The following is a 21,553-nucleotide window of genomic DNA, read 5'->3' on the forward strand; positions in this document are numbered from 1 at the left end:
GCCGCGGACTAGCGTGGGGGTCGTGTCCGCACCCGCGACCGAAGCCCGCACTGCGCACGCCGCCGGCGTGCGGCGGCTGCTCGAGAGCTACTGGGCGCTGCCGCCGGACGCGCAGGTCCGGCTCGCCAAGCGCACCTCGAACCTGTTCCGTTCGCGTTCGGTAACTGCCGCCCCCGGCCTGGACACGTCGGGGTTGACGGGAGTCATCCGCGTCGATCCTGAGGGTCGCACGGCGGACGTCGCGGGCATGTGCACCTACGAGGATCTCGTCGCCGCGACACTGCCGCACGGGCTGGCACCCCTCGTCGTGCCGCAACTGAAGACGATCACGCTCGGCGGCGCGGTCACGGGCCTCGGCATCGAGTCGACGTCGTTCCGAAGCGGGCTGCCGCATGAATCAGTGCTCGAGATGGATATCCTCACCGGCGCGGGGGAGGTGATCACTGCATCCCCGAGCGAGCACGCCGACCTGTACCGGGCGTTTCCCAATTCCTACGGCACTCTCGGCTACGCGGTGCGTCTGCGCATCGAACTCGAGACGGTCCAGCCGTTCGTGACCCTCCGGCAGGTGCGCTTTCACACGATCGCCGATCTGATGGCGGCGATGGACCGCATCGTCGCAACGCGTCGGCTGGACGACGTGCCGGTGGACTATCTCGACGGCGTGGTGTTCAGCGCCGACGAGAGCTATCTGTGCGTCGGGACCCAGAGCTCCGCGCCCGGCCCGGTCAGCGACTACACGGGGCGACACATCTACTACCGGTCCATCCGGCACGACGACGCCGGGAAAGCCGACCGGCTCACCATCCACGACTACCTCTGGCGGTGGGACACCGACTGGTTCTGGTGCTCGGCGGCGTTCGGGGCGCAGCATCCCTTCGTCCGTCGCGTGTGGCCCCGACGCTACCTCAGCAGCGCCACGTACAGCAGGCTCATGCGGCTGGAACGCCGATTCGACATCGGCGATCGCCTCGAGAAGCTGCACAGGCGCCCCGCGCGCGAGCGCGTGATCCAGGACGTCGAAGTGCCGATCGCCCGGTGCGCCGAATTCGTCGAATGGTTCCTCGGGAACGTGCCGATCACGCCCATCTGGCTCTGTCCGCTGCGATTGCGCGACCATCACGCGTGGTCGCTTTACCCGCTGCATCCAGCCGAGACCTACGTCAACGTCGGCTTCTGGTCGACCGTTCCGGTCGGGGCGACTGAAGGCGAGACGAACCGGCTGATCGAGCGGAAGGTGCGCGAGCTCGACGGGCATAAATCGCTGTACTCCGACGCGTTCTATTCGCGGGAGGACTTCGACTCGCTCTACGGCGGGGCGGACTATCGAGCGGCGAAAAGGCGGTACGACCCCGACGGGCGACTGCTCGACCTCTATCAGAAGGCTGTGCAACGACGATGACCACATCCAAGGATCGGACGGATGCCTCGGCCGATGGCGACGCTGCCGGCACGGCCGACGCGGAGTCCGGAAAACTCACGCTCGCCGAGGTGCTTGAGATATTCACGTCGGGCCGGCTGCCGCTCCGCTTCACCGCGTATGACGGCAGCACGGCCGGCCCTCCCGACGCGCCCTTCGCCCTTGACCTGAAGACACCCCGCGGCACGACGTATCTTGTCACCGGGTTCGGCGATCTCGGGCTCGCGCGCGCCTACATCGCCGGCGATCTCGACATCCGAGGTGTGCACCCCGGCGACCCATACGAGCTGCTCAAGACGCTCGAGAGCCTCGAGTTCACGCGAGCATCGCCGCGGCTCATGGCCCGGATCGTCCGCTCGATCGGCGTCGAGCATCTGCGCCCGGTCGCACCGCCGCCGCAGGAGGTGCCCCCGCGCTGGAGGCGCATCGCCGGTGGCCTGCGGCACAGCAAGTCGCGCGATGCCGAGGCGATCCACCACCACTACGACGTCTCGAACATCTTCTACGAGTGGGTGCTCGGCCCGTCGATGACCTACACGTGCGCGTGCTACCTGCACCTCGACGCTTCGCTGGAGGAGGCACAGGAGAACAAGTACCGGCTCGTGTTCGAGAAGCTGCGGCTGAAGCCGGGCGACCGGCTGCTCGACGTCGGCTGCGGCTGGGGCGGCATGGTGCGCTACGCCGCTCGTCGGGGCGTCCACGCCCTCGGAGTGACGCTGTCGCAGGAGCAGGCCGGGTGGGCGCAGCGCGCCATCGCCGACGAAGGGCTGGAGCACGCTGAGGTGCGGTATGGCGACTATCGCGACATCGCCGAGACCGGTTTCGACGCGGTGTCGTCGATCGGGCTGCTCGAGCACATCGGGGTGCGCAACTACCCGGCGTACTTCCGCTTCCTGTGCTCGCGGATACGCCCAGGAGGCCTGCTGCTCAACCACTGCATCACCCGCAGTGACAACAAGACCGAGCCCGCGGCGCGGGGGTTCATCGACCGTTACGTCTTCCCGGACGGCGAGCTGACCGGTTCCGGTCGCATCGTCACCGAGGCACAGGATGCCGGGCTCGAAGTGCTGCACGAGGAGAACCTGCGCCCCCACTACGCACTGACGCTCCGTGACTGGTGCGCGAACCTCGTCGAGCACTGGGACGAAGCGGTCACCGAGATCGGACTGCCCGCTGCGAAGGTGTGGGGCCTCTACATGGCCGGATCAAGGCTCGCCTTCGAATCGGGCGGGATCGAGCTGCACCACGTTCTGGCCGTCAACTCCCGGGGGAACAGCGACGATGCCGACCTTCCGCTGCGACCGTGGTGGACGCCATAGCGGCGCGCGGCCGGAGTCGCTGCGGTTCTCATCTCAACTCCGCCACGCTCCGTGCCGCGATTGTGCGACCCTGCTTTCCCTCCGCCACCCTCCGAACCTCCGGTGCTCCACGATCACGGCCCGGAGCCCGACGGCCGCGCCCGTGAGCGTGGGGCGCCGTGGGCCGGTGGGCGTGCACGGGTGCACCTGCGTGCCTTGAGGATCGAGTATCGACCTTTGGCTTCCGGTACCACGGTTAATCGTCGATCGGCATGATCGAGCCGAGTTGCGCGGACATGGTCCGGCCTTCGTTCCTCGCCCGCAAGCGGACCGCTCAACGGACGCCCGGAGAGCAAGGGACAGGATGTGGACAGGCCCGGTAGCGTCGGCATTGTGACTTCCCCGTCGATGGATGCCGCGATGTCCAGCACGACGTCGGACGGGGCTCAACGAAGCCCAGAGGCAGCGGTAGCGGTCGTGCTCAGCGGAGTCTTAGCCGTTCTCCTGGCGCCGGTTTCGCTCGGCCTCGTACGCGAGACGCTCCACTTCAATTGCTCGTGGGGCATAGGCGGGGAGTGGGGCCCGGACGGGACGTGGCTATGCGCGGACGGCATCGGATATGTCGGAGTGGCGGTTGTGCTTGGCGGAATGTCGGGGCTGTTACTGCTCGTCGGGCTCGGCACCTCACTCGCCCGGCCGTGGTCCGGCCGCTCCGCTGTGTACCTCGTGCTCGCGGCGCTCTCACTGGTATGGATCGGATGCTGGACGTTCTACGCTGCGATCGCGTACACCGGTCCCCGACCCGTTGGTGAGGGTGGGCAAGGACTGTGGGTCGCGACCGTCCTCCCCGGTCTCGCCCTAAGCGCACTCGGGTTGCTGGTCGGAGCGGTGGGCGCCCTGACGTCGCGCCGCTGGTCGCCGCTTGCGCTGTGGGCCGGAGTCAGCATGATGCTCCTAGGCACGACACTTCAGCCTGGCATCGGCGTCGCCACGCTCGTCTCGAGCGGCATGCTGGTGGCGGCAGGGGCGGGACGTCGTCGCGCCCTGTGAGGGACTGGCTTACGGACGGTGGCGGAGGGTCAGCTCTTCGTCAGACGCGTCCTACGTCGTGGTGGTCAAGAGGATGGATCGACTCGTGGCCACGGTGACCACTCTGCGGAGAGCCTCCCCAGGATCGACTTCGCCGCTCTGAGACGCTCGGGTGACATACCTTGCTCGCGGGATCCGCCTGAGCGCGCGCCGTCCGGGTACGTGAATGCGTACCCGATCCAGGGGTCGAGTTCGCGGAGCTCAACGGTCTCTCGGTAGCGTCCAGCGACGACTGCGAGTACTTGTCGCTCGAGGTCGTCGGCTTCGCCCTCCCAGTTCGAGTCGCAGGCGTCGCAACCACAGACCGGATAGTGGAAGTCATTGAGCAGCCCCGCGTGCATGTAGATGCCGGGGTAGGCGGTGAAGACCAGTGTCAGCGACGCGCACGCCGGATCATTCGGTCGTATCCTTATGGCGCGCACCACGTCGTGATAGCTGGGGTGCAGCAGATCCGCGGCCAGCTCCGCGCCCTCGTCGATGTCGACGTCGTAGGTGTCACGCAGGTGCGCGATAAGGGCATCGGCGACAGCGTGAAGGGGAGCGAACCGCTCGGGATGCGTGTCGACCGAGTAGGTGTTCTCCGGAGGCGACCCGTCCCATCGGTGTCCGTAGTCGACTACCTCACCGATTGAGTCGCGAAACTCCGGCGCGTCAATCGACGGACGCGAGTAGGAGGCCACCTCGTCATCCTGCCGCACCGGCGTGGCATCCCGACAGCTACACGGTGACGGTCGGCGCGCTCAACGACCCGTTGAACGGGCCGCCCTTTTTGGGAGTCTGCGGGGGCTTTGACGATCAGCCGGCAGCATCTACCATCCCGATCACTGCAGCTGCGATCTCATCGGGCACGATCGGCAGCATCGCATGCGGCGCGTCGACTGTGATCGTCGCCGACGGATCGAAGTGTGCGATGAGGTCTGCCTGCATCTGCCGGATGCCGGCCCGGAACGCCTCAGCGCTCGCCGGGTCGGGCGCCTCCAGGGATTCCGTCACGAAGATCGTGCCCGGCACCGATGGAATTCCGGCAAGTGCCTCGCGGGCGACGGGGTAGGCGCCGAGCACATCGATCTGCTCGCGCGTGTCCTCCCACGCCTCGTAGGGGAGCCACATGCTCTCGGGGAGGAGTGACTTCTCGATCTCGTCCTCGGACTGGAGGGTCGGATCGAGGAGGACTGCCCCGGCCACATCGGCCGGATGGGTTCCCGCGTACGTGTATGCCACAAGTCCCCCGAACGAGCCGCCGACGAGTACCACAGGAGATGCGAGACCCAGCCCCTGGATCAGCCCCTTGAGGTCGGCGACCGTGTCCGTCACAGCAAAGGGCCCGTCGACCTTCGAGCTGGCACCGACGTTCACCCGCTCGTACTCGCAGTAGGTCGTCTCAGGTGCGATGCGCTGCTGCAGCTCAGGGGAGTGAGCCCATCCGTCGGAGTCGCCTTGCATGATCAGGCCGTGCAGAAAGATGACTGCTGGGGATCCTGATCCCCAGCATGTCGCGCTCACAGATCGGCCGTTGCCGACATCCACGAGCTTCACCTCGGCTTCCGCAGCCGTGGATGAGGGTGTGACCGCCGCCGGCGATTCCCGGGGAACCTCGCTTGCAGCGCACCCTGCTCCGACAAGTACCAGGGCGAGGACGCCCGTGACGGCAGCCATCCTCACCGTGCCCCAGACGAGTCCAGTCCCCATGTGCAAGCAGACTACGGGCTCGGTCCGTCGAGCAACACGGTGATATGCGAGCACCGGGCGGATGAGGAACACGGGATACCGGTCAGCGGTGGCCTCGAATGCCGAGACCGGGTCGTCCACCCCCGCGGCTACCTGCGGGCGCACCAGCGCATTCTCTCGGAGATACTGTTTGAGGATGGGCGCCGCACCGACCGCGTCCAATTGCTCCGCCTCGATACGCTCGACCCGACGACCTCGGCGAATCGTGGCGGTGCGCGCGGCCCGGAGGTTGCAGACCCCGCCGGGAGCCACCCCTCGCCCCGCGAGGGCCACCATCATCCGATCGATGCCCCGACGCAACTGGGACGCACGATCCAAGGCGTCCACACGACGAGACTAGCTTCCCGGCCGTCAACGACGCCCGGTCACCGCAGCGGGATCCGCCGACCTGGCTCGCCGATCACGCACGGGAGCAGCTCACGCGTCGCGACTGACCGCCTGATGGAACGGGACGATCGATAGCGTGCCCGGCTCCAGCGTCTCGCTGGAGGACCCGCCTTCGAGCCAGCTCCCGATGACGAGAAGCGAGCACCGATGCGACTGAGAGGCCATCGAGTGACGATCCCCTTGCGGCGGCCCCACGGTCTGGCGAGAGTGGTCGAATGGCCATTGTGCGCATGCTCTCCTCCTTCCTCGCATTTCTGGTCGGCGCCGCGATCGTCGCTGCGATGGTGTTCGTCGTGGGGGTCCGCACTCGGAACCCCCAGGTGCTGAGCTTCGCGCGTGCCGTGCAGCGGGACCTGGTGAACCCCGGGACGTTGCGGGATGCCGGTACCACCGGCTCGCCCTGGGCCGTCGTCCGTGCTCCCGGCCGGGTCAGCGGCAAGGTCTACGACACGCCGGTCGGGGTACAGCGCGTGGGCAACGAGCTGTACATCTCCCTCCCCTACGGCGACGGGACCCAGTGGCTTCGCAACGTCCGCGCCGCCGGCGGTGCGACAGTGCTCCACGACGGCCACGAGATCCAAGCGACCACGCCTCAGCTCGTTCCCATCGAGCAGACGCAAATGTCGGGTGTCGACCGCCTCGCAACCTCGGTCTTCGGCGTGACACATGCGCTACGGCTGCAAGTGGCATCCTCGATGCTCGTCTCCCGGCGTTAGATTCACCCGCCGCTACGTGCATCTCAGGTAGAGAGCGTTCCCACAGGGATCCCTGATTCGCCCGCGAGACATGCGCAAGTCGGGGGCAGTCACAAGTCTGCGATGAGCAGTATCTGAGTGGTCTCTGGCTGTCTCTGATCTAGAAAGCCGGGCACGGCAAGTGCCGGCAAGTGTCGGCAGGAGGCGCGCAATGGCGGACCAGTCATCTCATGAGCCTGCCGCCGGTGAGAGTGGTCGACGTCGGGGCGTCGCCGTCTGGTGGATAACGATAGTCACCGCGGTCGTGACAGCCGTCACCGTCGGCGTCGTGACAGCTGTCCTCGTTCCGCGGCTCAGCGAGCCGGCCAACGATCTCCTCGACGACGTGTTGGCCGACGGCGAGTATGTCGGCATCCATGTGGTCGCTGAGCCGTCGCAAGACGACGTCAGCATTCCGAGCAGCGAGGAGCTGTCGGACGACGAACTGGCCGACCTGTACGAGATGACACCCCAGGCTGCAACGACATGGCTGTCCGAGCACAAGGATGGCACCATCACCAGTACCCGGACGTTGACGCTTACACTGACCGGCCGTGAGGCCGATCCGATTCGAATCACCGGCGTCGACACCGTGAGTGATTGCAAGGAGCCGGACCGCGGCACACTGGTGCGGATGGTCTCGGGCCGCGGCGCCGGTGTCGCCTCCGAGAGAATGACGATCAAGAGCGAGGACGCGGATGCGCGCCCGCTGGTCTACGACGCTTCCGGGAACGCAAGCCCGTACTTCCCCGATCGGACAATCGAACTTGCGAAGGATGAAGAGGTCGTCGTGGTCGTCGATCTCGAGCCGAGCTTCGACGGACTGGAGGATCCGGACAGGGTGCGTGTCTGCGATGTGCACCTTTCTCTCCGCCTCCTGAAGGAAGGCGAAGAGCTGACAGTGGCCGTTCCCCACACCATCCGCACGATGGGCATCGAGCCAGACTCTGTCGAGGACCTCTACCAGCAGGCCTACCTGGGTCCGGGACTGTGCGACTCACCATCGATCGCGCGCAGTGGCTGGGCCTCACGCGGGCCCTCGGAGTGCGGCTGAGTCAGCCACAAGCCGGAGACGGTCCCCGGACTGACTACTCGGCACTACAACTAGTCAGCCCGAGGCGCCCGACTCCGCTGCTCACAGGCGGCTCCAGTCGCGCGGCAGCCTCAGGCTAGATCGAGTCAAACCTCATGAAGGCCCCGCATGCGCGACGAGCGTCCTTAGTCGCGCCGGTCCCCGCATGCAGATCCCTAGCCGCGTCTGGTTACGTGCTCGGGCGGGCGTAGTCACGCGCGGCGAACAGCTCCGCGAGCACGAGCGCTGCTTGGGTCTCGGCGGTCCGCTGGGTGACGCTGTGTCCGAGCAGCGACTGAATCCGCTCGAGCCGGTTGATAAGGGTGTTTCGGTGCAGGAAGAGGCGTTCGGCCGCCGGCGCGATGCGCATGCGCGTGTCGAAGAACGTCCGGAGGGTGTTGCGCATGTCGGCCATCTCGGAGCTGTCGGCGGCCAGGCCTCGCAGCTCGTGCTCGACGAACCAGCGAGCGCGCTCCTCGTCCCGGCTGAGGAGGATCGCCAACGCCGCGTCGATGTAGGAGACGCCGCCGCTGCCACCCAGACTCGCCGCCAGCCCCAGAGAATCGGATGCTTCGAGGAACGTCCGCCGGAATCCCTCCACGCCGGGGTGTGGTTCGCCGATGCCGACGAGAAGCGGCGCCGGCACGCGGAGATCCTCCACCCGCGGTACCCGAGACCGCCGATCGGTCGTCACCCAGAGGTGGACCGTTCCGGCGCTCGTCTCGTAACGCAGCATCCGCTCGCCGACCTCCCGGCCGAACACATAGACGATGCCGTCCAGTACTCGCCGCTCGACGGCGACGCCCGGCGCTGCTCCGATGGCGCAGCCCAGGTGCCAGGCGGCCAGCGGCACGCCCAGCAGTCGCGTGGCCGCCTCGACATCCACTGGCGCTGGCGTGACCAATGACTCGATCGCACTCCTCACGCGCACCTGCTCCACGAGGTAGACACGCCGGCGCTCTTCGGCGACCGCCTCGGTCGCCGCACCGATCCAGGCATCCATCGTCTCGGTCAGTGAGGTGGCCAATGCCGGAATGACCCTGATGCCGTCCGGACCGAGCGCGATGGCGGCATCGATCAGGAGCGACAGCCACTCGCGCTGCGCGGTGCGCAGGGCTCGAGTGACCACCGACAAGGGGATGTCCCGCGCGACGGAGTCTTCGGCGAGGACGCGATCGATCGCCTCCTTTTCGGCCGGCAGCTCATCCTCGCCGGCGAGCCGGAGCAGGACCGCAGTGAGCACGTGCCTGCCGAAGGCGCGAAAGATGTGCCACGGTGCGAGCGAATCGTCAATGTGCGTCTTGAGAGCGGCGAGAGCCTGTTCCACCGCCCCGGCCACCCACTGGGTGGCGCCCTCCCCGATGCGGAACCGCAGCCGCTCGGCCTCCTCCGCCGGGAGCGGGGCCGGTCCGAGGTCACCCTTCCAATCGAGCGAGGAGATGACCTTCGCCATTACGGCTGCGGTCGACACGCGGTCAGCCTAGCCGAGGAAGTGCACAGTGCACATGTGCTCGTCGCGGGAGGCGGCACAGCGCACGATGACCTGGTGACCGATCCCGAGGACCGTTGACATGTCGCGGAAAATCCGCGCAACCCCAAAGGAATCAACGTGATCTGGAGGTCACAACATGTCGGCACACAATGTCATCGCAGTCTCATTCGAGGACCGCAGCAAGGCCTACGAAGCGCTCAGCGAACTCAAGGGCGCAGCGCTCGAGGGGCGCGTGGATGTGCTCTCGGCGACGATCGTCACCCGTGACGAGTACGGTCGCCTCAGCAGCCCCGAGGGCGGCGACGTCGTCGCTGGCGCTGCCACCGTGGGCGGAAGCCTGATCGGTCTCATGATCGGCGTCATCGGTGGCCCGATCGGGATGCTGTTCGGCTGGACCGGCGGCCTGGCGGTCGGCGGCGCCTTCGACATCCGCCGCGCGGACCGCACCGACAGCGTCCTCGGCGAGATCAGCCGCGCCATTCCGCTGGGCGGCACCGCCGTCGTCGCGGAGGTCGAGGAATACGCGTTCGAGGTCGTGGACACTCTGATGCTCGAGCTGGGCGGGACCGTGTACCGGCGCCCCACCGAACTGGTGCTCGCCGAGATCGAGGCGGCAGAGGACGCCTACCGCACGGCGCAGAAGGAAGCGGACCGCATCGTGCGCGAGCAGCGCAAGGCTGAGCGCCGCCAGAACGCCCAGGAGCGCCTCGCAGACCTCAAGGAGAAGCTCGAGTTCGCCTAAGTCTCGGACGTCGGGGCATCGGCGCATACCGCGCGCCGGTGCCCCGCTCGGCCCTCATGCCACGGTGCGGAAATCATGAAGACAAAACAGGGGATCACGCAGCACGTCCGCGAGGCGCTGTACGCATCGATCACCGGCATCGCCACCCTGCTGGTGATGGTCCCCACGTCGGAGGCATTCAGCGGACGAGCGGCCGCGGGCAGCCTTCTCGGCACCATGGGCGGGCTCTTCGCCGCCAGCCTCGTCGCCGAGACGATCGCGCACGCCGGCGAGCACGGCGGAGCCGCACGACGCAACACCATGCGCAGCATCCTTCACGCTTCTCTTCGCACCCTCGAAATCACCGTGGTCCCGATCGTTCTTCTGCTCCTGAGCGAAACCGGCCTCTGGAGTCTTCGGACCGGGCTGATGCTCGCGATCGCAGCTCTTGCTGTCACGCAACTCGTCCTCGTTCTCTGGGGGTTGCGCGGGAGCGCCACCACCACGTGGCAGAAAGTGGGCTACCTGCTGCTCCAGCTGGCTGCCGTCGGCGGGGTCGTGCTGCTCAAGGTGCTCGTCCATTAGCCCAGATGCCTCTGGGGAAAGAACAACGAACATGCGAAATCAAGTCAGCAACCTGACGCGGCTCTGGAGCAGCGGAATCGGGCGCGCCGCTACACGCAGTGCGCAGATGCTCCTCGTCGCCGCGGTCGTCGTGGTGCTGGTCTGGCTGCTCAGCCGCCTGTCCATCGTCACAATCCCCCTCGTGCTCGCACTGATCTTCGCAGCGGCATTCGAACCGTGGATGCGGTGGTCAGCACGCCGCCGTCTGCGCCCCGCCGCCGGCGCGGCGCTGGCACTCGTGTTCCTGCTCGCGGTCATCGTCGGCTCCCTCCTGTTCGTCGTGGGTTCGGTCAGCCAGGAATGGAGCAAGCTCGCGATCAAGGCTCACGAGGGTCTCGAGCGGATCCTGGGCTGGCTGCAGACCCTGCCGTTCTCACTGGACATGCGACAACTCAACGACCTCGGCGAACAGATCAGCAGCTTCGTCACGAGCGCCGAATTCGGATCGGGCGCGCTGGACGGGATCGGCGCCATCACCGAGATCGCCACCTGTGTCGGGATGATGGCCATCATTCTCTTCTTCATCCTCAAGGACGGCCCCCAGATGTGGGAGTTCCTGGTCCGGCCATTGGAGGGAGCCGCCTACGACCGCGCGGAGCGCATCAGACGCAAGACCGTCAACGTGTTCGGTGGCTACATCTCAAGCACCGCCGCAGCGGCACTCTTCGACGCGGTGGGGGTGTTCATCGGCCTCCTCATCCTGCAGGTGCCCCTCTCTGTGCCGCTCGCGATCCTTACCTTCCTGCTCGCCTTCATTCCGATCGTCGGCGCCGTGACCGCCGGCGCAGTCGCCGCACTGGTCGCACTCGTCAGCAATGGACCGCTCAACGCAGCACTCGTCGTGCTCGTCGTCATCGTCGTCAATCAAGTGGAGTCGAACGTCCTGAAACCGATCCTGATGGGCAAGACGGTCAGTCTCCACGCGCTCGTCGTGCTCGTGGTCATCGCCGGTGGGACGGCCGTCGGCGGAATCGTCGGCGCCCTGATCGCCGTCCCGCTCACTGCGGCAGCCTGGGGCGTCGTGCAGGTGTGGGACGGCGACGAACTCGCTGCGCGTTGGGCCCGGCGGAAGGCGCGCTTGCCCGGGCGAACTACCGCAAGTGGGATGGGAAGACCTGGTTTGGCGTCTGGCCTGTTCCCGATCTCGCGGCGTCACCGGCGCAGGCTCTGATCACGGTCGGCGACTCGGTGGTTGCAGCCTGAGACGTGCGCAACGGTGGTTTGGTGGATGCGCCCCGGTGGGCCGACCAGTCGCGGCTCGGACGAACTCACACTTGAGGATCGGCAACGAGATGGACAGGAGGTGTCAACCCGTGACGGGGCGCTCAGGAACGTATGCGGCTGAGGCATCTGCATTGACAAACCCGAACACACGAGGTGCGCAGGGGAGGACGACGAAGCGGACACCGCATCTGGTGGTGCGCTTCCTCGGCCACCTCACCACCGGACTGGACGAACTCTTCGAGTGCACGCGAGACTGCGCTGTCGAACTCATGGCCACAAGAACCAGCTGACATCCGACCCGACAACACCCGACCACGGCTGCCACCCCGCTCAGCCCCGCGGCTGAGTCGATAGTGCGACAGCGGAGCTTAACCGTGCAGGCGCCCGGTTCAGGATCCCGCCATTGAAGCAGCGGGGAGTTTGGTCGGATGGATCTGGCGCCGGTCGCGGTAGCCTCGCGACGTGGCAGGTCGACAATTCGCAGACGCTGCGGTGACCCAGTTCGCGGTGCTCGACGCGCTCCTCGCGGGTACCTACGACTCGGGGATGTCGGTGAAGACCGCGAAGGAGGTCGGCGACTTCGGCATCGGGTGCTGCGAGAGTCTTGGCGGCGAAGTGATCATCAACGAGGGTGAGGTCTTCGAATGCACCGTCGAGAAACCGCCGGCGCGGATGGCTGATAGCGAGATTCTCCCCTTTGTCGTCGTCTGCCGGTTCCCCACGGCGACCCCCGAACCCATCACCGGGCTTGCGCTGGCGGCTTTGACGGAGCACATCGAACGGGCGCTGGTCAGCCGCAATCTCTTCCACGCCGTGCGCGTCGACGGCGTGCTGCGGTCAGCGCGCGTTCGAGTCACGCAGCGCCAAGAACACCCGTTCCGGCCGCTCGCCGAGGTCGTCAATCAACAGATCGAGACAGATCTCGTCGACGTGCGAGGCACGCTCATCGGATTCTGGGCGCCTGCGATCTATCAGGGCATCACCGTTGCAGGGCTGCACCTGCATTTCCTCGCCGACGATCGGAGTGTCGGTGGTCACATTCTGGATGTCACGATCGAAAGTGCCAGCTTGCAGATCGCATCGTATTCGCGCTTCGATCTGCGCTTGCCGACGGACAGTCGCTTTCTCAACACCGAACTCACGCACAACGACGACCATCGCATCGTTGCGGTCGAGGGCGGGGCAACCGCCGGTTCTTGACGGTTGCGGGAACACCAGAACGGTCGATCGCACGATGAAGGCGCCACCTCCGCGCGCAGCGCGGTTGCGGATGGGTCTCGAGCACTGACAGTCATTGCTGAGCGGCGTGATGCGCTCAGTGCATTGCCTCCACCCCTCCGGGGCTTTGATACAGGAAGCGTCAGTGTCAGCGACGACTGATCGAGCGCACGATCGCGCCCAGCACCACTACAGCGCCCACGGCTGCGGCGATCACGACGCCGGGACGCTCGCGATAGGTCTGCTTCAGCTTGTCAGTCCAGTCTCCCGCGACCGTCTTGGTGTGGGCGACAAGGCTGTCGAGATCTACGTTGTCGGCGACATCCTTGATACTCGTGCTTGCGGCCTTCGCGGCATCGACGGCGGCATCCGCGGCTCTTCCGGCCGCGCCCCTCGCTTCGGATGCAGCGCTCTTGGCTCCATCGACGACGTCGCCGACCTTCTCGCTCACCTTGTCTGCGATGTCGCTCACGGTTCCTGCGACATCGCTCCTCGCGGCTTCCGCGCCGGCCGAGACCTCGTCAGCGATCTGCTCCGCCGTCGCGCCGAACGATTCTGCGCCGTCGGCGGCCGATTTGCGCACTCGCTCGGCGGCGTCTCGCGCCGCCTGGGTGGCTTCGGAGTTTCCCTGGATGTCGGTCATTCTCGTCTCCCTTCGTCGTGCGGTCGCGCAATCGTATGCGCGCCAGCCGTGAGCGAGCATGAAATCAAGGTGGGGTTGCCAGCGTCGCGGACGAGTGCTAGGTGCCTCCGTCGGCCACAGCCTCTGCCAACGACGCGAGTGACCATTGGTCCCGCCCCTCCACACGCCGCCGTGCAGCGAGATCGGCAATCGGGCCTGCGACCACGCACGGTGGGCAGTATTGCGCGCGTAGCGGGGGAGCGGAAGCGCACCGCCCGCAGGCTGACCGGCTTTCGGGACGTGGGTCGCGGACCACTTAGCGCTCGGTGAGAGCCTTGGCATAGGCCCTCACCGAGCGGCGGTAACGGGGCAGGGTCGGTTCGACGGCCTCAATCGCGACGCGGAGTGCCTCATCCTGTCGGCCGGCGCTGTGAAGGGCTAGTGCAAGGAAGACTCTTGGTGCGGCACCGGTGGCCGGGTGCTCAGGTGCGTCTTGGAGCATTGCGAGTGCCTCGTCCACCCGACCGAGGTTCCGCAGGGTCGAGGCGTGCTGAACCACCATCTGCGCCGCCCGGCCGGCGTCTACAGTGTCCAGGCCGGCGGCAGTGGCGGCTGCGTAGTGCACGTCGGCCTCGGCCTCGTAGCCGGCGGAGTCGAAGGCGCCGCCGAGCTCGAACCAACCGAGTGCCGGGTGCGGTGCGGCACCGGCAAGGCTGCGCATGAGCTCGATTCGGCGCTGGTCGCCAATGGTCTCGTCAGCCCAGAGTGCGGCGACGCGGCGTTCCCAATTCCCGGTACTCATCCGTCCAGGCTATTGCGCCGGGGTCATAGTGCCCGCTGCCGTGAGACGTGAATAGCCGATCACACTCGCGCGCGCCAAGGGACCGGCTTGCGGCCAGCGTGGGTCGCTTAGTCGGGTCGTCCGTGTGCCGAGTCGGGCACACCGGGATCGGAGGCGTCGAGGTGGTCCGTGATCGCGCTGGTCACCGCGCGCATGTCGGGGTACGGGAACGTGTGCCCAGCGTCTTCCAGCCACATTCCGGAGGCGGACGGGATGGCCGCAGCGAGCCGTCGGCCGTGCTCGATCGGCAAGAAGGTGTCCTCCGCGCCGTGTATCACGAGGGTGGGTGCGGTGATCGTGCCCAGCAGCGGATATCGGGATCGGGTCACAGCGACCGCAACCTGATGCTGCCGCAGCGCGCGGAGGTTGAACCCGCCTCGTTCGCGGCGGTCGTAGAGCACGATCCTGGTCCACTCCTCCACGTCGACAGGATCATCTCCGCCTTGCGCGACCAGGCCAGCGAGCAGCTCCCTCACGAGATTCGTCTCGCCGCCGAGCAGGCGGTACCGCAACAGCGGAAGGCCGGCGATCGCGGATTTGATCAGCGGCCAGGCCCGTGGGCCGGGCATGGAGGCGTCGGTGGGGTCGGCGGATGTCGACAACAGGGTGAGCGACTGAACACGCTCAGGGTAGCCGATCGCGATCTCCTGGGCGATGAAACCTCCGAGAGACAGCCCGAGCATGTGGGCGCGGGCGATGCGAAGCTCATCGAGGACGGCGATCGCGTCACTTGCCATGTCGATCAGCGAGTACGGATGCTGTCGCATCCAGTCCGGCATCCGGCTCGACGCACCGGTGCCGCGCTGGTCGTACCTGACCACTCGGTATCCTGCCGCAGACAAGGCGCGCAGGAACGCGGGCGGCCAGTACAGCGAGCTCGCACCGAGGGCGATGTTGAGCAGCACGACACCCTTCTCCACATCCACCGGGGCAATGGACTCGAACCAGATCCGGACCTCGCCGGACTGCGCGTACCCCGACTCGCCGATGACAACGCCTGTCACGGGGCCAGACCGGATGCGCGCGATCGTTCGATCCGTGCCGGGCGGCAAGCGCGGCCCGCGCCAGGCCACAAGCACGGCGAGCCCCAACACCGCGGTCGCCAGCACCACCCACTTCCTCATCGGCTCAGCATACGGACGACCCAGCTCGCCTCTAAGGCCACCTGAACAACCGGTCAAGAACACCCTCTCGTCCGTGTCGGCCCGGAGTGAGAAGAACCACGCCCGCACGCAACCTCGGTGATCAAGCGGCGAATCGTCCGCTTGAGGACCGGCCTGAGGGCACCGATGGCGGCATCCGAGGGCGGATGTGAGGCAGAGCCCGCCCTCGGGGCTGAGAGGCGCCCGGACCCGGCTCAGACGCCGGTCTCGGCCGGGAGGCGTCCGGATGCGACGGCTCGGCTCAGCAGCTCGAAGTCGGCTTCGGCCACATCGGCGTAGGCGGCGGACCATGCCGCGGTCGCCTCGGCGAATTGCTCGGACCGGCCGAGGTAGCCCACGATCGCGGCCGAGGCGGGGGACTGTCCGTGCGCCCGGGCCAGGAGCGCGGCGCACAGTGCCCCGTACGAGCGGAATTGGTCGGCGTCGAGCGTGGCCGGTTCGATCGAACCCTTCATGTCGCGGAACTGCCGCCAGTAGTAGTCCACCCGGTGACGTTCTGCGGAGTCACCGGCCCAGCCGCGGATCCATCCGACGAAGAGGTCGGAGTTCGCCTGCAGGATCCGCTGGGCGGCGACGACGCGGTGGCCTTCGATGAAGTCCGTCACGCCGGGGCGACCGGGGATGATCGACCGCCGGCCTCCGTACGTCGTCAAGACGGACGGCGGAGCCTCCTTCGCCTGGAGGAACAGCATGTCGCCGGTGGGCCCCTCGACGGCAAGCAGATAGCAGCGGGTACCGACGCTGCCGACACCGACCACCCGCAGGGCGAAGTCGACCACGCGGTACTGCTCCAGCAGGAACGCGATGTCCTCGCGCAGAGTCGCGCGGTACTGGGTGAAGAGGTCGGTGACCTCGCCCAAGGTCGCGTGGTCGACGTGGCGCAGGATGGGAGGTTGATCGACGATGCGGATGCCGCCGTCGACCGAGAACGTCGTCAGGCGCTGCAGGAGCCGCTCGGACGTGCGTGCGCGGGCCTTCTTCGCCGCCTTGCGAACCGTCCGCTCACCCTTCTCCCCGAGGTGACGTGCGACCGCGGACGTGTCGACCCGGGTGTAGTAGCGCTCTCGCGTGGAGAGGCGGCAATAGCCCCGCAACGTCTCGCGGTATGCGTCGGCCGCGACGAATGCCGCGTCGCGGCATGCGTCCTCGCTCAAGCCGATGTCGCGCCCGCTGATGTGCACGCTCGCGGTGAGCCGGCGCACGTCCCACTCCCACGGCGCGACGCCGCCCTCGTCGAAGTCGTTGAGGTCGAAGACGAGCGCGCGTTCGGGCGAGGCGAAGAAACCGAAGTTCGAGATGTGGGCGTCGCCGCAGGAGACGACCTCGAGGTCGGTGGTGGGTGCATCGCGCAGGTCGGCCGCCATGACCGCCGCCGTGCCCCGATAGAACGAGAACGGCGATTGCAGCATCCGTCCCACCCGCACCGGGACGAGATCCTGCAATCTCGACGCGTGCTGTTCCTCGAGGATGCCGATGGGATCCCGGTCGACGGGGAGGACCAGCTCGGCCAAGCCTCGTCGCGGCAGACGCTTGCGCACCTGGCGTCCGGCTTCGTTCGCGGATGACCGTCGCTCGCCGATGCCCATGCGGGCAGGCTACCGCGGGCTCGCGCGTCGCGAAGTGCTACTCGCTGTCTTCAGAGTCGGCGAATCGGCGGGAAGGGTGTCATCGGCGTGGGTGCCAGCGCTCGGGCGTTGGCGTTGCGCACGAGCGAGGGCAAGAGGAACAGGTCTACGAACCACCAAATGCCAGCAGCGACCATCATCGGGATCCCGATCGCGAGACCAGCGAGAATCCAGCCGCCCCACCACAGCACGTTGAACACGATCGCGGATCCGACAAGCCCGAGGTAGAACCGCTGTGCCGAGAAACCGCCGAGAAGGAACAAGAACAAGTACGCGATCCCGACCTCTTTCGCCGGGCGCGAGATGGCGGCGGTCGGCGGCGCGAACGGCCCCCATTGCCGACCATCCCACCACTGAAGTGCCCCGGTCGGACCGGGGTACCAGCCGGCGGGCTGAAGCTGGGCTGCGGAGTGAGCGCGAGCCTGCGGCGCCGCCGGAATGACTTCCGTGCGCGGCGCTGGCAGGTAGGGGTCGAGCGTCGCGTAATCAGCCTGCGCGTTGGGGGCACCGAGGACGTCTGTGGACCACTCGCGTCCGTTCCAGAACCGCTTGCCGCCTGCAGGCACGTCGTACCAGCCTGCTGGAGGCATGGGAGGAGTATCCGTCATTCTCGTCCTCGTCTCACGGAGCCACCCAGACATCCGTGCGCTCAACATAGCGTGTGCGCGCAGACGCTTCTGCTTCCTCGGTACATGTCATGGCACCGTGGAACCTGCGCTGGGGAACGGGTGAAAACGACTGGGTCAGGGGCATGAACCTGATCCGCGTCCGTGACGGCCGCATCGTCGAGGCGCGCGGTTACCTGAAGACGTAAGGAGCGGCGGGCGTGAAGCTTGACCGCACGATGCTCTGCCTGCGGAGAGGGGATAGCTCCGAGTCAGACACGCCTGAGAGGCTGTGGACATGGCGGTCATCGACGACGTTCGGGCGCTGGGCGCAGAGTTGGAGCGCTCCTACCATGCCTACGTGCGCGGGCGATTGAAGTTCCGCGTCGGTCAGATGGTCTATGTCGCGTTCTCTCTCGACGAGAGCGTGATGGGGTTCGCCTTCCCGAGGGAGGAGCGGGCAGCGCTCGTCGGGGGGAATCCGCGCAAGTTCCAGATGCCCTCGGACTCAGACCTGCGCTTCAACTGGGTCCACGCCGAGCTTGCCGCGCTGGAGCCTGCCGAGGCCCGTGAGCTCGTCGTTGATGCCTGGCGCATGGTCGTCCCGGCGAAGGTCTCCCGCGCCTACGATCTCGCGCATCCCGCGGGCCCGCAGTGATACGTACGCACGACCTGGGAGGCGCCTGATCTGGATGTTTCGGAAACCGAGGGAAGCGCTTGGCTGCTACATCGTGCCCGAGCTGGAATCGGCGCTCTCCGGCCACGTGCGACTGAGGGATCCTCATGCTCAGTAGGGATCCTGATTCGCGCCGAGGCGCTCCGCCTGACGCAGAAGGTGCTGTTGTTCGAGAGTGCTGGTCGCGCGGCGCGCGGCCTCCGCGTACTCGTCGGCAGCGGCATCCACCTCTCCGGCCCGTTCACGAAGGTAGGCGAGGGCGGCGTGGTATCGCGGCACATCATCGGCGACGAGGTCGAGGGCCGCGAGGCCCGCGCGCGGCCCGTCAGCCTCGCCGACAGCGACCGCCCGGCCGAGTCTTATGACGGGCGACTCCCCGAAGGCGAGAAGCTCGTCGTACCATTCCACGATCTGCACCCAGTCGGTCTCGGCCGCCGTCGGCGCATCCGCGTGCAGCGCCGCGATCGCAGCTTGCGCCTGGTACTGTCCCAGCCGGTCCCGTGCGAGCGCCGACTGCAGGATCGCGACGCCCTCGGTGATCGCATCCACGTCCCACAGCGAGCGATCCTGCTGGGCGAGCGGCACGAGCCGCCCACCCACCACCCGGGCCGGCCGCCTCGCATGGTGCAGCAGCATGAGCGCGAGGAGCCCTGAGACCTCGGGCTCGTCGTTGAGCGCGGCGAGCTGCCGCGTCACGCGGATCGCCTCGGCCGCGATGTCGATCTCGCCCGAGTAACCCTCGTTGAACAGCAGATAGAGCACGCGCAGCACACGGGACAGATCACCCGGCTGATCGAGCGGGATGCCGGCGAGCCGCTGTTTCGCGCGACTGATGCGCTGCGCCATCGTCGCCTCCGGCACGAGGAAGGCCTCCGCGATCTGCCGCGTGGTCAGGCCCGCGACCGCACGCAGCGTGAGTGCGATCGCCGACGTGGAGGTGAGGACCTGATGCGTGCAAAGGAAGTAGAGCCCGAGGGTGTCGTCATGCTGCGGTACCGGGCCGGGTTCGCGCTCCTGTGCGAGCCGCTCCTCCCGCGCGGCGCGGGCCGTATCGCTGCGCACCTGATCGAGGAACGCACGCCAGGCGACCGTGACGAGCCACGCACGGATGTCGCGCACGCCCTCGAGCACTGGTCGCTCGAGGGCGCGCACGAGGGCGGTCTGCACGGCATCCTCGGCCGACGCGAAGTCCGCGCCGCGCCGGACGAGGATGCCGACGACCTCAGGGATCGCTCGGCGCAGTGCCGTGGCATCCACCGGCGTCATCCGACGTCGGCGGGCACCGCGCTCATCACCTCACGCAGTTCGAGCCACTCGCCAAGAGCCGCGCCGCCGGCCCACGGCGCAGCCGAGAGCTCGGACGCGAGCTCCAGCGCGCGCTCGTACGAGTCGACCTCGATGAGCATCCAGCCGGCGATGAGGTCCTTCGTCTCGGCGAACGGACCATCGACGACCGGCGGACGCCCCTCGCCGTCGAAGCGCACCCACGCGCCGCCCATCGAGAGCGCCTCCGACGAGATCAGCTCGCCGGAGTCGATGAGGCGCCGCTCCATGTCCTGCATGTACTGCACGTGCGCCGTCCACTCTTCCGCCGTGAGCTGGTCCATCGGAACCGCGTTCGTCGAGGGACGCCCGCCCCGGTAGTGCTTCAGCATCAGGTACTTGGCCATGACGACCTTCCGTTCGGTGCGGCCCATTCTGGCCGCTTCGGATAGGAGACGGAACCGAACCGCCCATCTCTACATCGGGACGGGAAATTCTCTCAAGTTGTTGCCGCAGCCCGTTCAAGGACCCGTCGGCGGGAGGCCTGGCGTACGCCGACGGCGCGGCCGACGAACATCGTCCGCTTCGAGGACTCGGTTGCGCTCACCGCGTAGACAGTGGTCGGAGTCTTGTCGCACTCTCCGCGAGTTTCCTCGTTCCGACGATCGGATTCTGGTCGGTCGCCGTCGCAGCAATCGCACTCGCGCCGGGTCTCATCGGCATCCGGATCCACAACCGACGTCTCTCGGCCAGCAGGTAGCGCAACGCCAAAATGCGCGCCGGCGGAGTGTCCTACGGTCGGCGGTTCTCTGAAGCTGCGCCGGATCCGTGGTGGCGTGCTTCAGCGGAGCGCATCGGGTCCAGCTCCTACAACCGAGCTGCTCGCACATCGACTCGGAACCTCGAAGCGGAGTGACGCCATGCTCGCCCCGAGTAGGTGAGATACACGACTCGACCGACCGTCGCCGCGATGAGAAGAATGCAAGCCAGCACGAGCAGCCATCCGATATAGGTGAACGCCATGCCCAAGACGCCGAATCGCTGTGCCGAGTCTGCGAGCAGCGGTGGCAGGAAAACTCTGCCGAACCTTCCGGCCACGGCGAATCCGATCCCCGCGAGAACGGAGCCCGGCAGCAGCTGTCGAAGGCTGACCCGGCGATTGACGACGATCCACGAAGCGACCCACCACAGCACGCCCCACAGCACGACCTCGGCGATGAACTCGATCACGCGCAGCGGTCCATCATCGCTAATGATGATGCGCGTCGCGACGACCACCGCGATTCCGACCACGACCGCTGCGATCGCCGCGAGCCACCGCCAGGCGAACTTCAGGCTGACGGCGGGCGCACGCCAGATCCTGCGAAGGCTCCGTTCCAGAGCCCGCGCGAAAGAGGTCGCGGCGATGACGAGGAGGACCACGCCGATGACACCTGTCGCGCGAAGCTCCTGAGCGCCTCCCGGCAGCGACTTCTCCAGAGTCTCGGCCGTGGCCGCATCGAATCCCATGTGCTCCGCGAAGATCGCGGCCGTCCGACTGTCGAGCCTGGACTGCAACGCGCCCACGACGATCAAGATCGGCAGGACTGACGTGAATGTATGCGCCGCGAGGGTCATGCCGCGATCGATAAGGCCCAGGTCGGCCAGATCGCGGGTGACTCGCAACGCGAATCGCCCAGCAGGTGACCGCGCACTGCTGCGGACGAGGCGACTCATGGTCCACCGCGCCATAGGCACCTCACGATCCGAGA

General features: G+C 67.2%; 21 protein-coding genes. 10 read left to right on the plus strand and 11 right to left on the minus strand.

The window, feature by feature from the left end:
* Positions 1-22 precede the first annotated feature (22 nt).
* The 3 genes from MRBLMI12_RS12205 to MRBLMI12_RS12215 all read left to right on the plus strand — a co-directional run bounded on the left by MRBLMI12_RS12205 (position 23) and on the right by MRBLMI12_RS12215 (position 3,768).
* Positions 23-1,402, plus strand: coding sequence for an FAD-binding oxidoreductase (locus MRBLMI12_RS12205; protein WP_363356744.1), 1,380 nt, complete (start codon positions 23-25; stop codon positions 1,400-1,402).
* On the plus strand, positions 1,399-2,739 hold the full coding sequence (locus MRBLMI12_RS12210) for a class I SAM-dependent methyltransferase (RefSeq protein WP_363356746.1): 1,341 nt from the start codon (positions 1,399-1,401) through the stop codon (positions 2,737-2,739). The genes MRBLMI12_RS12205 and MRBLMI12_RS12210 overlap by 4 nt, the downstream gene beginning before the upstream one ends.
* Before the next feature lie 627 nt (positions 2,740-3,366).
* Entirely contained in the window at positions 3,367-3,768 is a 402-nt protein-coding gene (locus MRBLMI12_RS12215; RefSeq protein ID WP_363356747.1) for a hypothetical protein, read from the plus strand.
* Positions 3,769-3,833: 65 nt separating this feature from the next.
* Here MRBLMI12_RS12215 and MRBLMI12_RS12220 read toward each other — a convergent pair whose 3' ends face one another.
* Both MRBLMI12_RS12220 and MRBLMI12_RS12225 read right to left on the minus strand, forming a co-directional pair.
* Positions 3,834-4,487 carry a DUF6226 family protein gene (locus tag MRBLMI12_RS12220; RefSeq protein ID WP_363356748.1) on the minus strand — a complete coding sequence of 218 codons (654 nt, stop codon included), beginning with the start codon at positions 4,485-4,487 and terminating at the stop codon, positions 3,834-3,836.
* A gap of 115 nt (positions 4,488-4,602) precedes the next feature.
* Positions 4,603-5,862 (minus strand): alpha/beta fold hydrolase, encoded by a 1,260-nt coding sequence (locus tag MRBLMI12_RS12225; protein WP_363356749.1) that lies wholly within the window; start codon positions 5,860-5,862, stop codon positions 4,603-4,605.
* Between the two features lie 275 nt (positions 5,863-6,137).
* On the opposite strand from MRBLMI12_RS12225, the gene MRBLMI12_RS12230 reads away from it, so the two are divergent.
* On the plus strand, positions 6,138-6,638 hold the full coding sequence (locus MRBLMI12_RS12230; RefSeq protein ID WP_363356750.1) for a hypothetical protein: 501 nt from the start codon (positions 6,138-6,140) through the stop codon (positions 6,636-6,638).
* Positions 6,639-6,828: 190 nt separating this feature from the next.
* The gene (locus MRBLMI12_RS12235; RefSeq protein ID WP_363356751.1) at positions 6,829-7,710 is read left to right on the plus strand and encodes a hypothetical protein; all 882 of its coding nucleotides are present in this window, start codon (positions 6,829-6,831) and stop codon (positions 7,708-7,710) included.
* A 208-nt stretch (positions 7,711-7,918) separates the two neighbouring features.
* Here MRBLMI12_RS12235 and MRBLMI12_RS12240 read toward each other — a convergent pair whose 3' ends face one another.
* Positions 7,919-9,199, minus strand: coding sequence for a PucR family transcriptional regulator (locus MRBLMI12_RS12240; protein WP_363356752.1), 1,281 nt, complete (start codon positions 9,197-9,199; stop codon positions 7,919-7,921).
* A gap of 157 nt (positions 9,200-9,356) precedes the next feature.
* Between MRBLMI12_RS12240 and MRBLMI12_RS12245 the strand changes: the two genes are divergently transcribed.
* From MRBLMI12_RS12245 to budA, 4 genes are all read left to right on the plus strand, one after another.
* On the plus strand, positions 9,357-9,962 hold the full coding sequence (locus MRBLMI12_RS12245) for a hypothetical protein (RefSeq protein ID WP_363356753.1): 606 nt from the start codon (positions 9,357-9,359) through the stop codon (positions 9,960-9,962).
* Positions 9,963-10,037: 75 nt separating this feature from the next.
* Complete coding sequence (locus tag MRBLMI12_RS12250) at positions 10,038-10,526, plus strand: hypothetical protein (RefSeq protein WP_363356754.1); 489 nt, start codon at positions 10,038-10,040, stop codon at positions 10,524-10,526.
* A gap of 106 nt (positions 10,527-10,632) precedes the next feature.
* Positions 10,633-11,736: an AI-2E family transporter gene (locus tag MRBLMI12_RS12255; protein WP_363356755.1), complete on the plus strand. Its 1,104-nt coding sequence runs from the start codon at positions 10,633-10,635 to the stop codon at positions 11,734-11,736.
* A 515-nt stretch (positions 11,737-12,251) separates the two neighbouring features.
* Positions 12,252-12,989, plus strand: coding sequence for an acetolactate decarboxylase (gene budA, locus MRBLMI12_RS12260; RefSeq protein WP_363356756.1), 738 nt, complete (start codon positions 12,252-12,254; stop codon positions 12,987-12,989).
* A 166-nt stretch (positions 12,990-13,155) separates the two neighbouring features.
* Here budA and MRBLMI12_RS12265 read toward each other — a convergent pair whose 3' ends face one another.
* The 5 genes from MRBLMI12_RS12265 to MRBLMI12_RS12285 all read right to left on the minus strand — a co-directional run bounded on the left by MRBLMI12_RS12265 (position 13,156) and on the right by MRBLMI12_RS12285 (position 17,824).
* Positions 13,156-13,650: a hypothetical protein gene (locus MRBLMI12_RS12265; protein ID WP_363356757.1), complete on the minus strand. Its 495-nt coding sequence runs from the start codon at positions 13,648-13,650 to the stop codon at positions 13,156-13,158.
* Between the two features lie 295 nt (positions 13,651-13,945).
* Positions 13,946-14,431: a tetratricopeptide repeat protein gene (locus MRBLMI12_RS12270; protein WP_363356758.1), complete on the minus strand. Its 486-nt coding sequence runs from the start codon at positions 14,429-14,431 to the stop codon at positions 13,946-13,948.
* 107 nt (positions 14,432-14,538) lie between these two features.
* Complete coding sequence (locus tag MRBLMI12_RS12275; protein ID WP_363356759.1) at positions 14,539-15,594, minus strand: alpha/beta fold hydrolase; 1,056 nt, start codon at positions 15,592-15,594, stop codon at positions 14,539-14,541.
* A gap of 233 nt (positions 15,595-15,827) precedes the next feature.
* Positions 15,828-17,219: a DUF2252 domain-containing protein gene (locus MRBLMI12_RS12280; protein WP_363356760.1), complete on the minus strand. Its 1,392-nt coding sequence runs from the start codon at positions 17,217-17,219 to the stop codon at positions 15,828-15,830.
* Positions 17,220-17,269: 50 nt separating this feature from the next.
* Entirely contained in the window at positions 17,270-17,824 is a 555-nt protein-coding gene (locus MRBLMI12_RS12285; protein ID WP_363356761.1) for a TM2 domain-containing protein, read from the minus strand.
* A 337-nt stretch (positions 17,825-18,161) separates the two neighbouring features.
* Here MRBLMI12_RS12285 and MRBLMI12_RS12290 point away from each other — a divergent pair, with 337 nt between their 5' ends.
* Positions 18,162-18,521 (plus strand): hypothetical protein, encoded by a 360-nt coding sequence (locus tag MRBLMI12_RS12290; RefSeq protein WP_363356762.1) that lies wholly within the window; start codon positions 18,162-18,164, stop codon positions 18,519-18,521.
* A 129-nt stretch (positions 18,522-18,650) separates the two neighbouring features.
* Here MRBLMI12_RS12290 and MRBLMI12_RS12295 read toward each other — a convergent pair whose 3' ends face one another.
* The 3 genes from MRBLMI12_RS12295 to MRBLMI12_RS12305 form a co-directional block, all read right to left on the minus strand.
* Entirely contained in the window at positions 18,651-19,796 is a 1,146-nt protein-coding gene (locus MRBLMI12_RS12295) for an RNA polymerase sigma factor (protein ID WP_363356763.1), read from the minus strand.
* A 5-nt stretch (positions 19,797-19,801) separates the two neighbouring features.
* Positions 19,802-20,209, minus strand: coding sequence for a YciI family protein (locus tag MRBLMI12_RS12300; RefSeq protein WP_363357050.1), 408 nt, complete (start codon positions 20,207-20,209; stop codon positions 19,802-19,804).
* Between the two features lie 460 nt (positions 20,210-20,669).
* Positions 20,670-21,419 (minus strand): YhjD/YihY/BrkB family envelope integrity protein, encoded by a 750-nt coding sequence (locus MRBLMI12_RS12305; protein WP_363356764.1) that lies wholly within the window; start codon positions 21,417-21,419, stop codon positions 20,670-20,672.
* Positions 21,420-21,553 lie beyond the last annotated feature (134 nt).

The sequence above is a fragment of the Microbacterium sp. LMI12-1-1.1 genome (genome assembly GCF_040676455.1).
Classification (GTDB): Bacteria; Actinomycetota; Actinomycetes; order Actinomycetales; family Microbacteriaceae; genus Microbacterium.

Excerpts from the sequence above, each read along its gene's own strand:
- MRBLMI12_RS12235 (WP_363356751.1), top strand. The coding sequence starts at position 6,829 with ATGGCGGACCAGTCATCTCATGAGCCTGCCGCCGGTGAGAGTGGTCGA.
- MRBLMI12_RS12270 (WP_363356758.1), bottom strand. The coding sequence starts at position 14,431 with ATGAGTACCGGGAATTGGGAACGCCGCGTCGCCGCACTCTGGGCTGAC.
- MRBLMI12_RS12300 (WP_363357050.1), bottom strand. The coding sequence starts at position 20,209 with ATGGCCAAGTACCTGATGCTGAAGCACTACCGGGGCGGGCGTCCCTCG.
- MRBLMI12_RS12215 (WP_363356747.1), top strand. The coding sequence starts at position 3,367 with ATGTCGGGGCTGTTACTGCTCGTCGGGCTCGGCACCTCACTCGCCCGG.
- MRBLMI12_RS12290 (WP_363356762.1), top strand. The coding sequence starts at position 18,162 with ATGGCGGTCATCGACGACGTTCGGGCGCTGGGCGCAGAGTTGGAGCGC.
- MRBLMI12_RS12245 (WP_363356753.1), top strand. The coding sequence starts at position 9,357 with ATGTCGGCACACAATGTCATCGCAGTCTCATTCGAGGACCGCAGCAAG.
- MRBLMI12_RS12230 (WP_363356750.1), top strand. The coding sequence starts at position 6,138 with ATGGCCATTGTGCGCATGCTCTCCTCCTTCCTCGCATTTCTGGTCGGC.
- MRBLMI12_RS12210 (WP_363356746.1), top strand. The coding sequence starts at position 1,399 with ATGACCACATCCAAGGATCGGACGGATGCCTCGGCCGATGGCGACGCT.
- MRBLMI12_RS12275 (WP_363356759.1), bottom strand. The coding sequence starts at position 15,594 with ATGAGGAAGTGGGTGGTGCTGGCGACCGCGGTGTTGGGGCTCGCCGTG.
- MRBLMI12_RS12280 (WP_363356760.1), bottom strand. The coding sequence starts at position 17,219 with ATGGGCATCGGCGAGCGACGGTCATCCGCGAACGAAGCCGGACGCCAG.
- MRBLMI12_RS12305 (WP_363356764.1), bottom strand. The coding sequence starts at position 21,419 with ATGACCCTCGCGGCGCATACATTCACGTCAGTCCTGCCGATCTTGATC.
- MRBLMI12_RS12250 (WP_363356754.1), top strand. The coding sequence starts at position 10,038 with ATGAAGACAAAACAGGGGATCACGCAGCACGTCCGCGAGGCGCTGTAC.
- MRBLMI12_RS12265 (WP_363356757.1), bottom strand. The coding sequence starts at position 13,650 with ATGACCGACATCCAGGGAAACTCCGAAGCCACCCAGGCGGCGCGAGAC.
- MRBLMI12_RS12255 (WP_363356755.1), top strand. The coding sequence starts at position 10,633 with ATGCTCCTCGTCGCCGCGGTCGTCGTGGTGCTGGTCTGGCTGCTCAGC.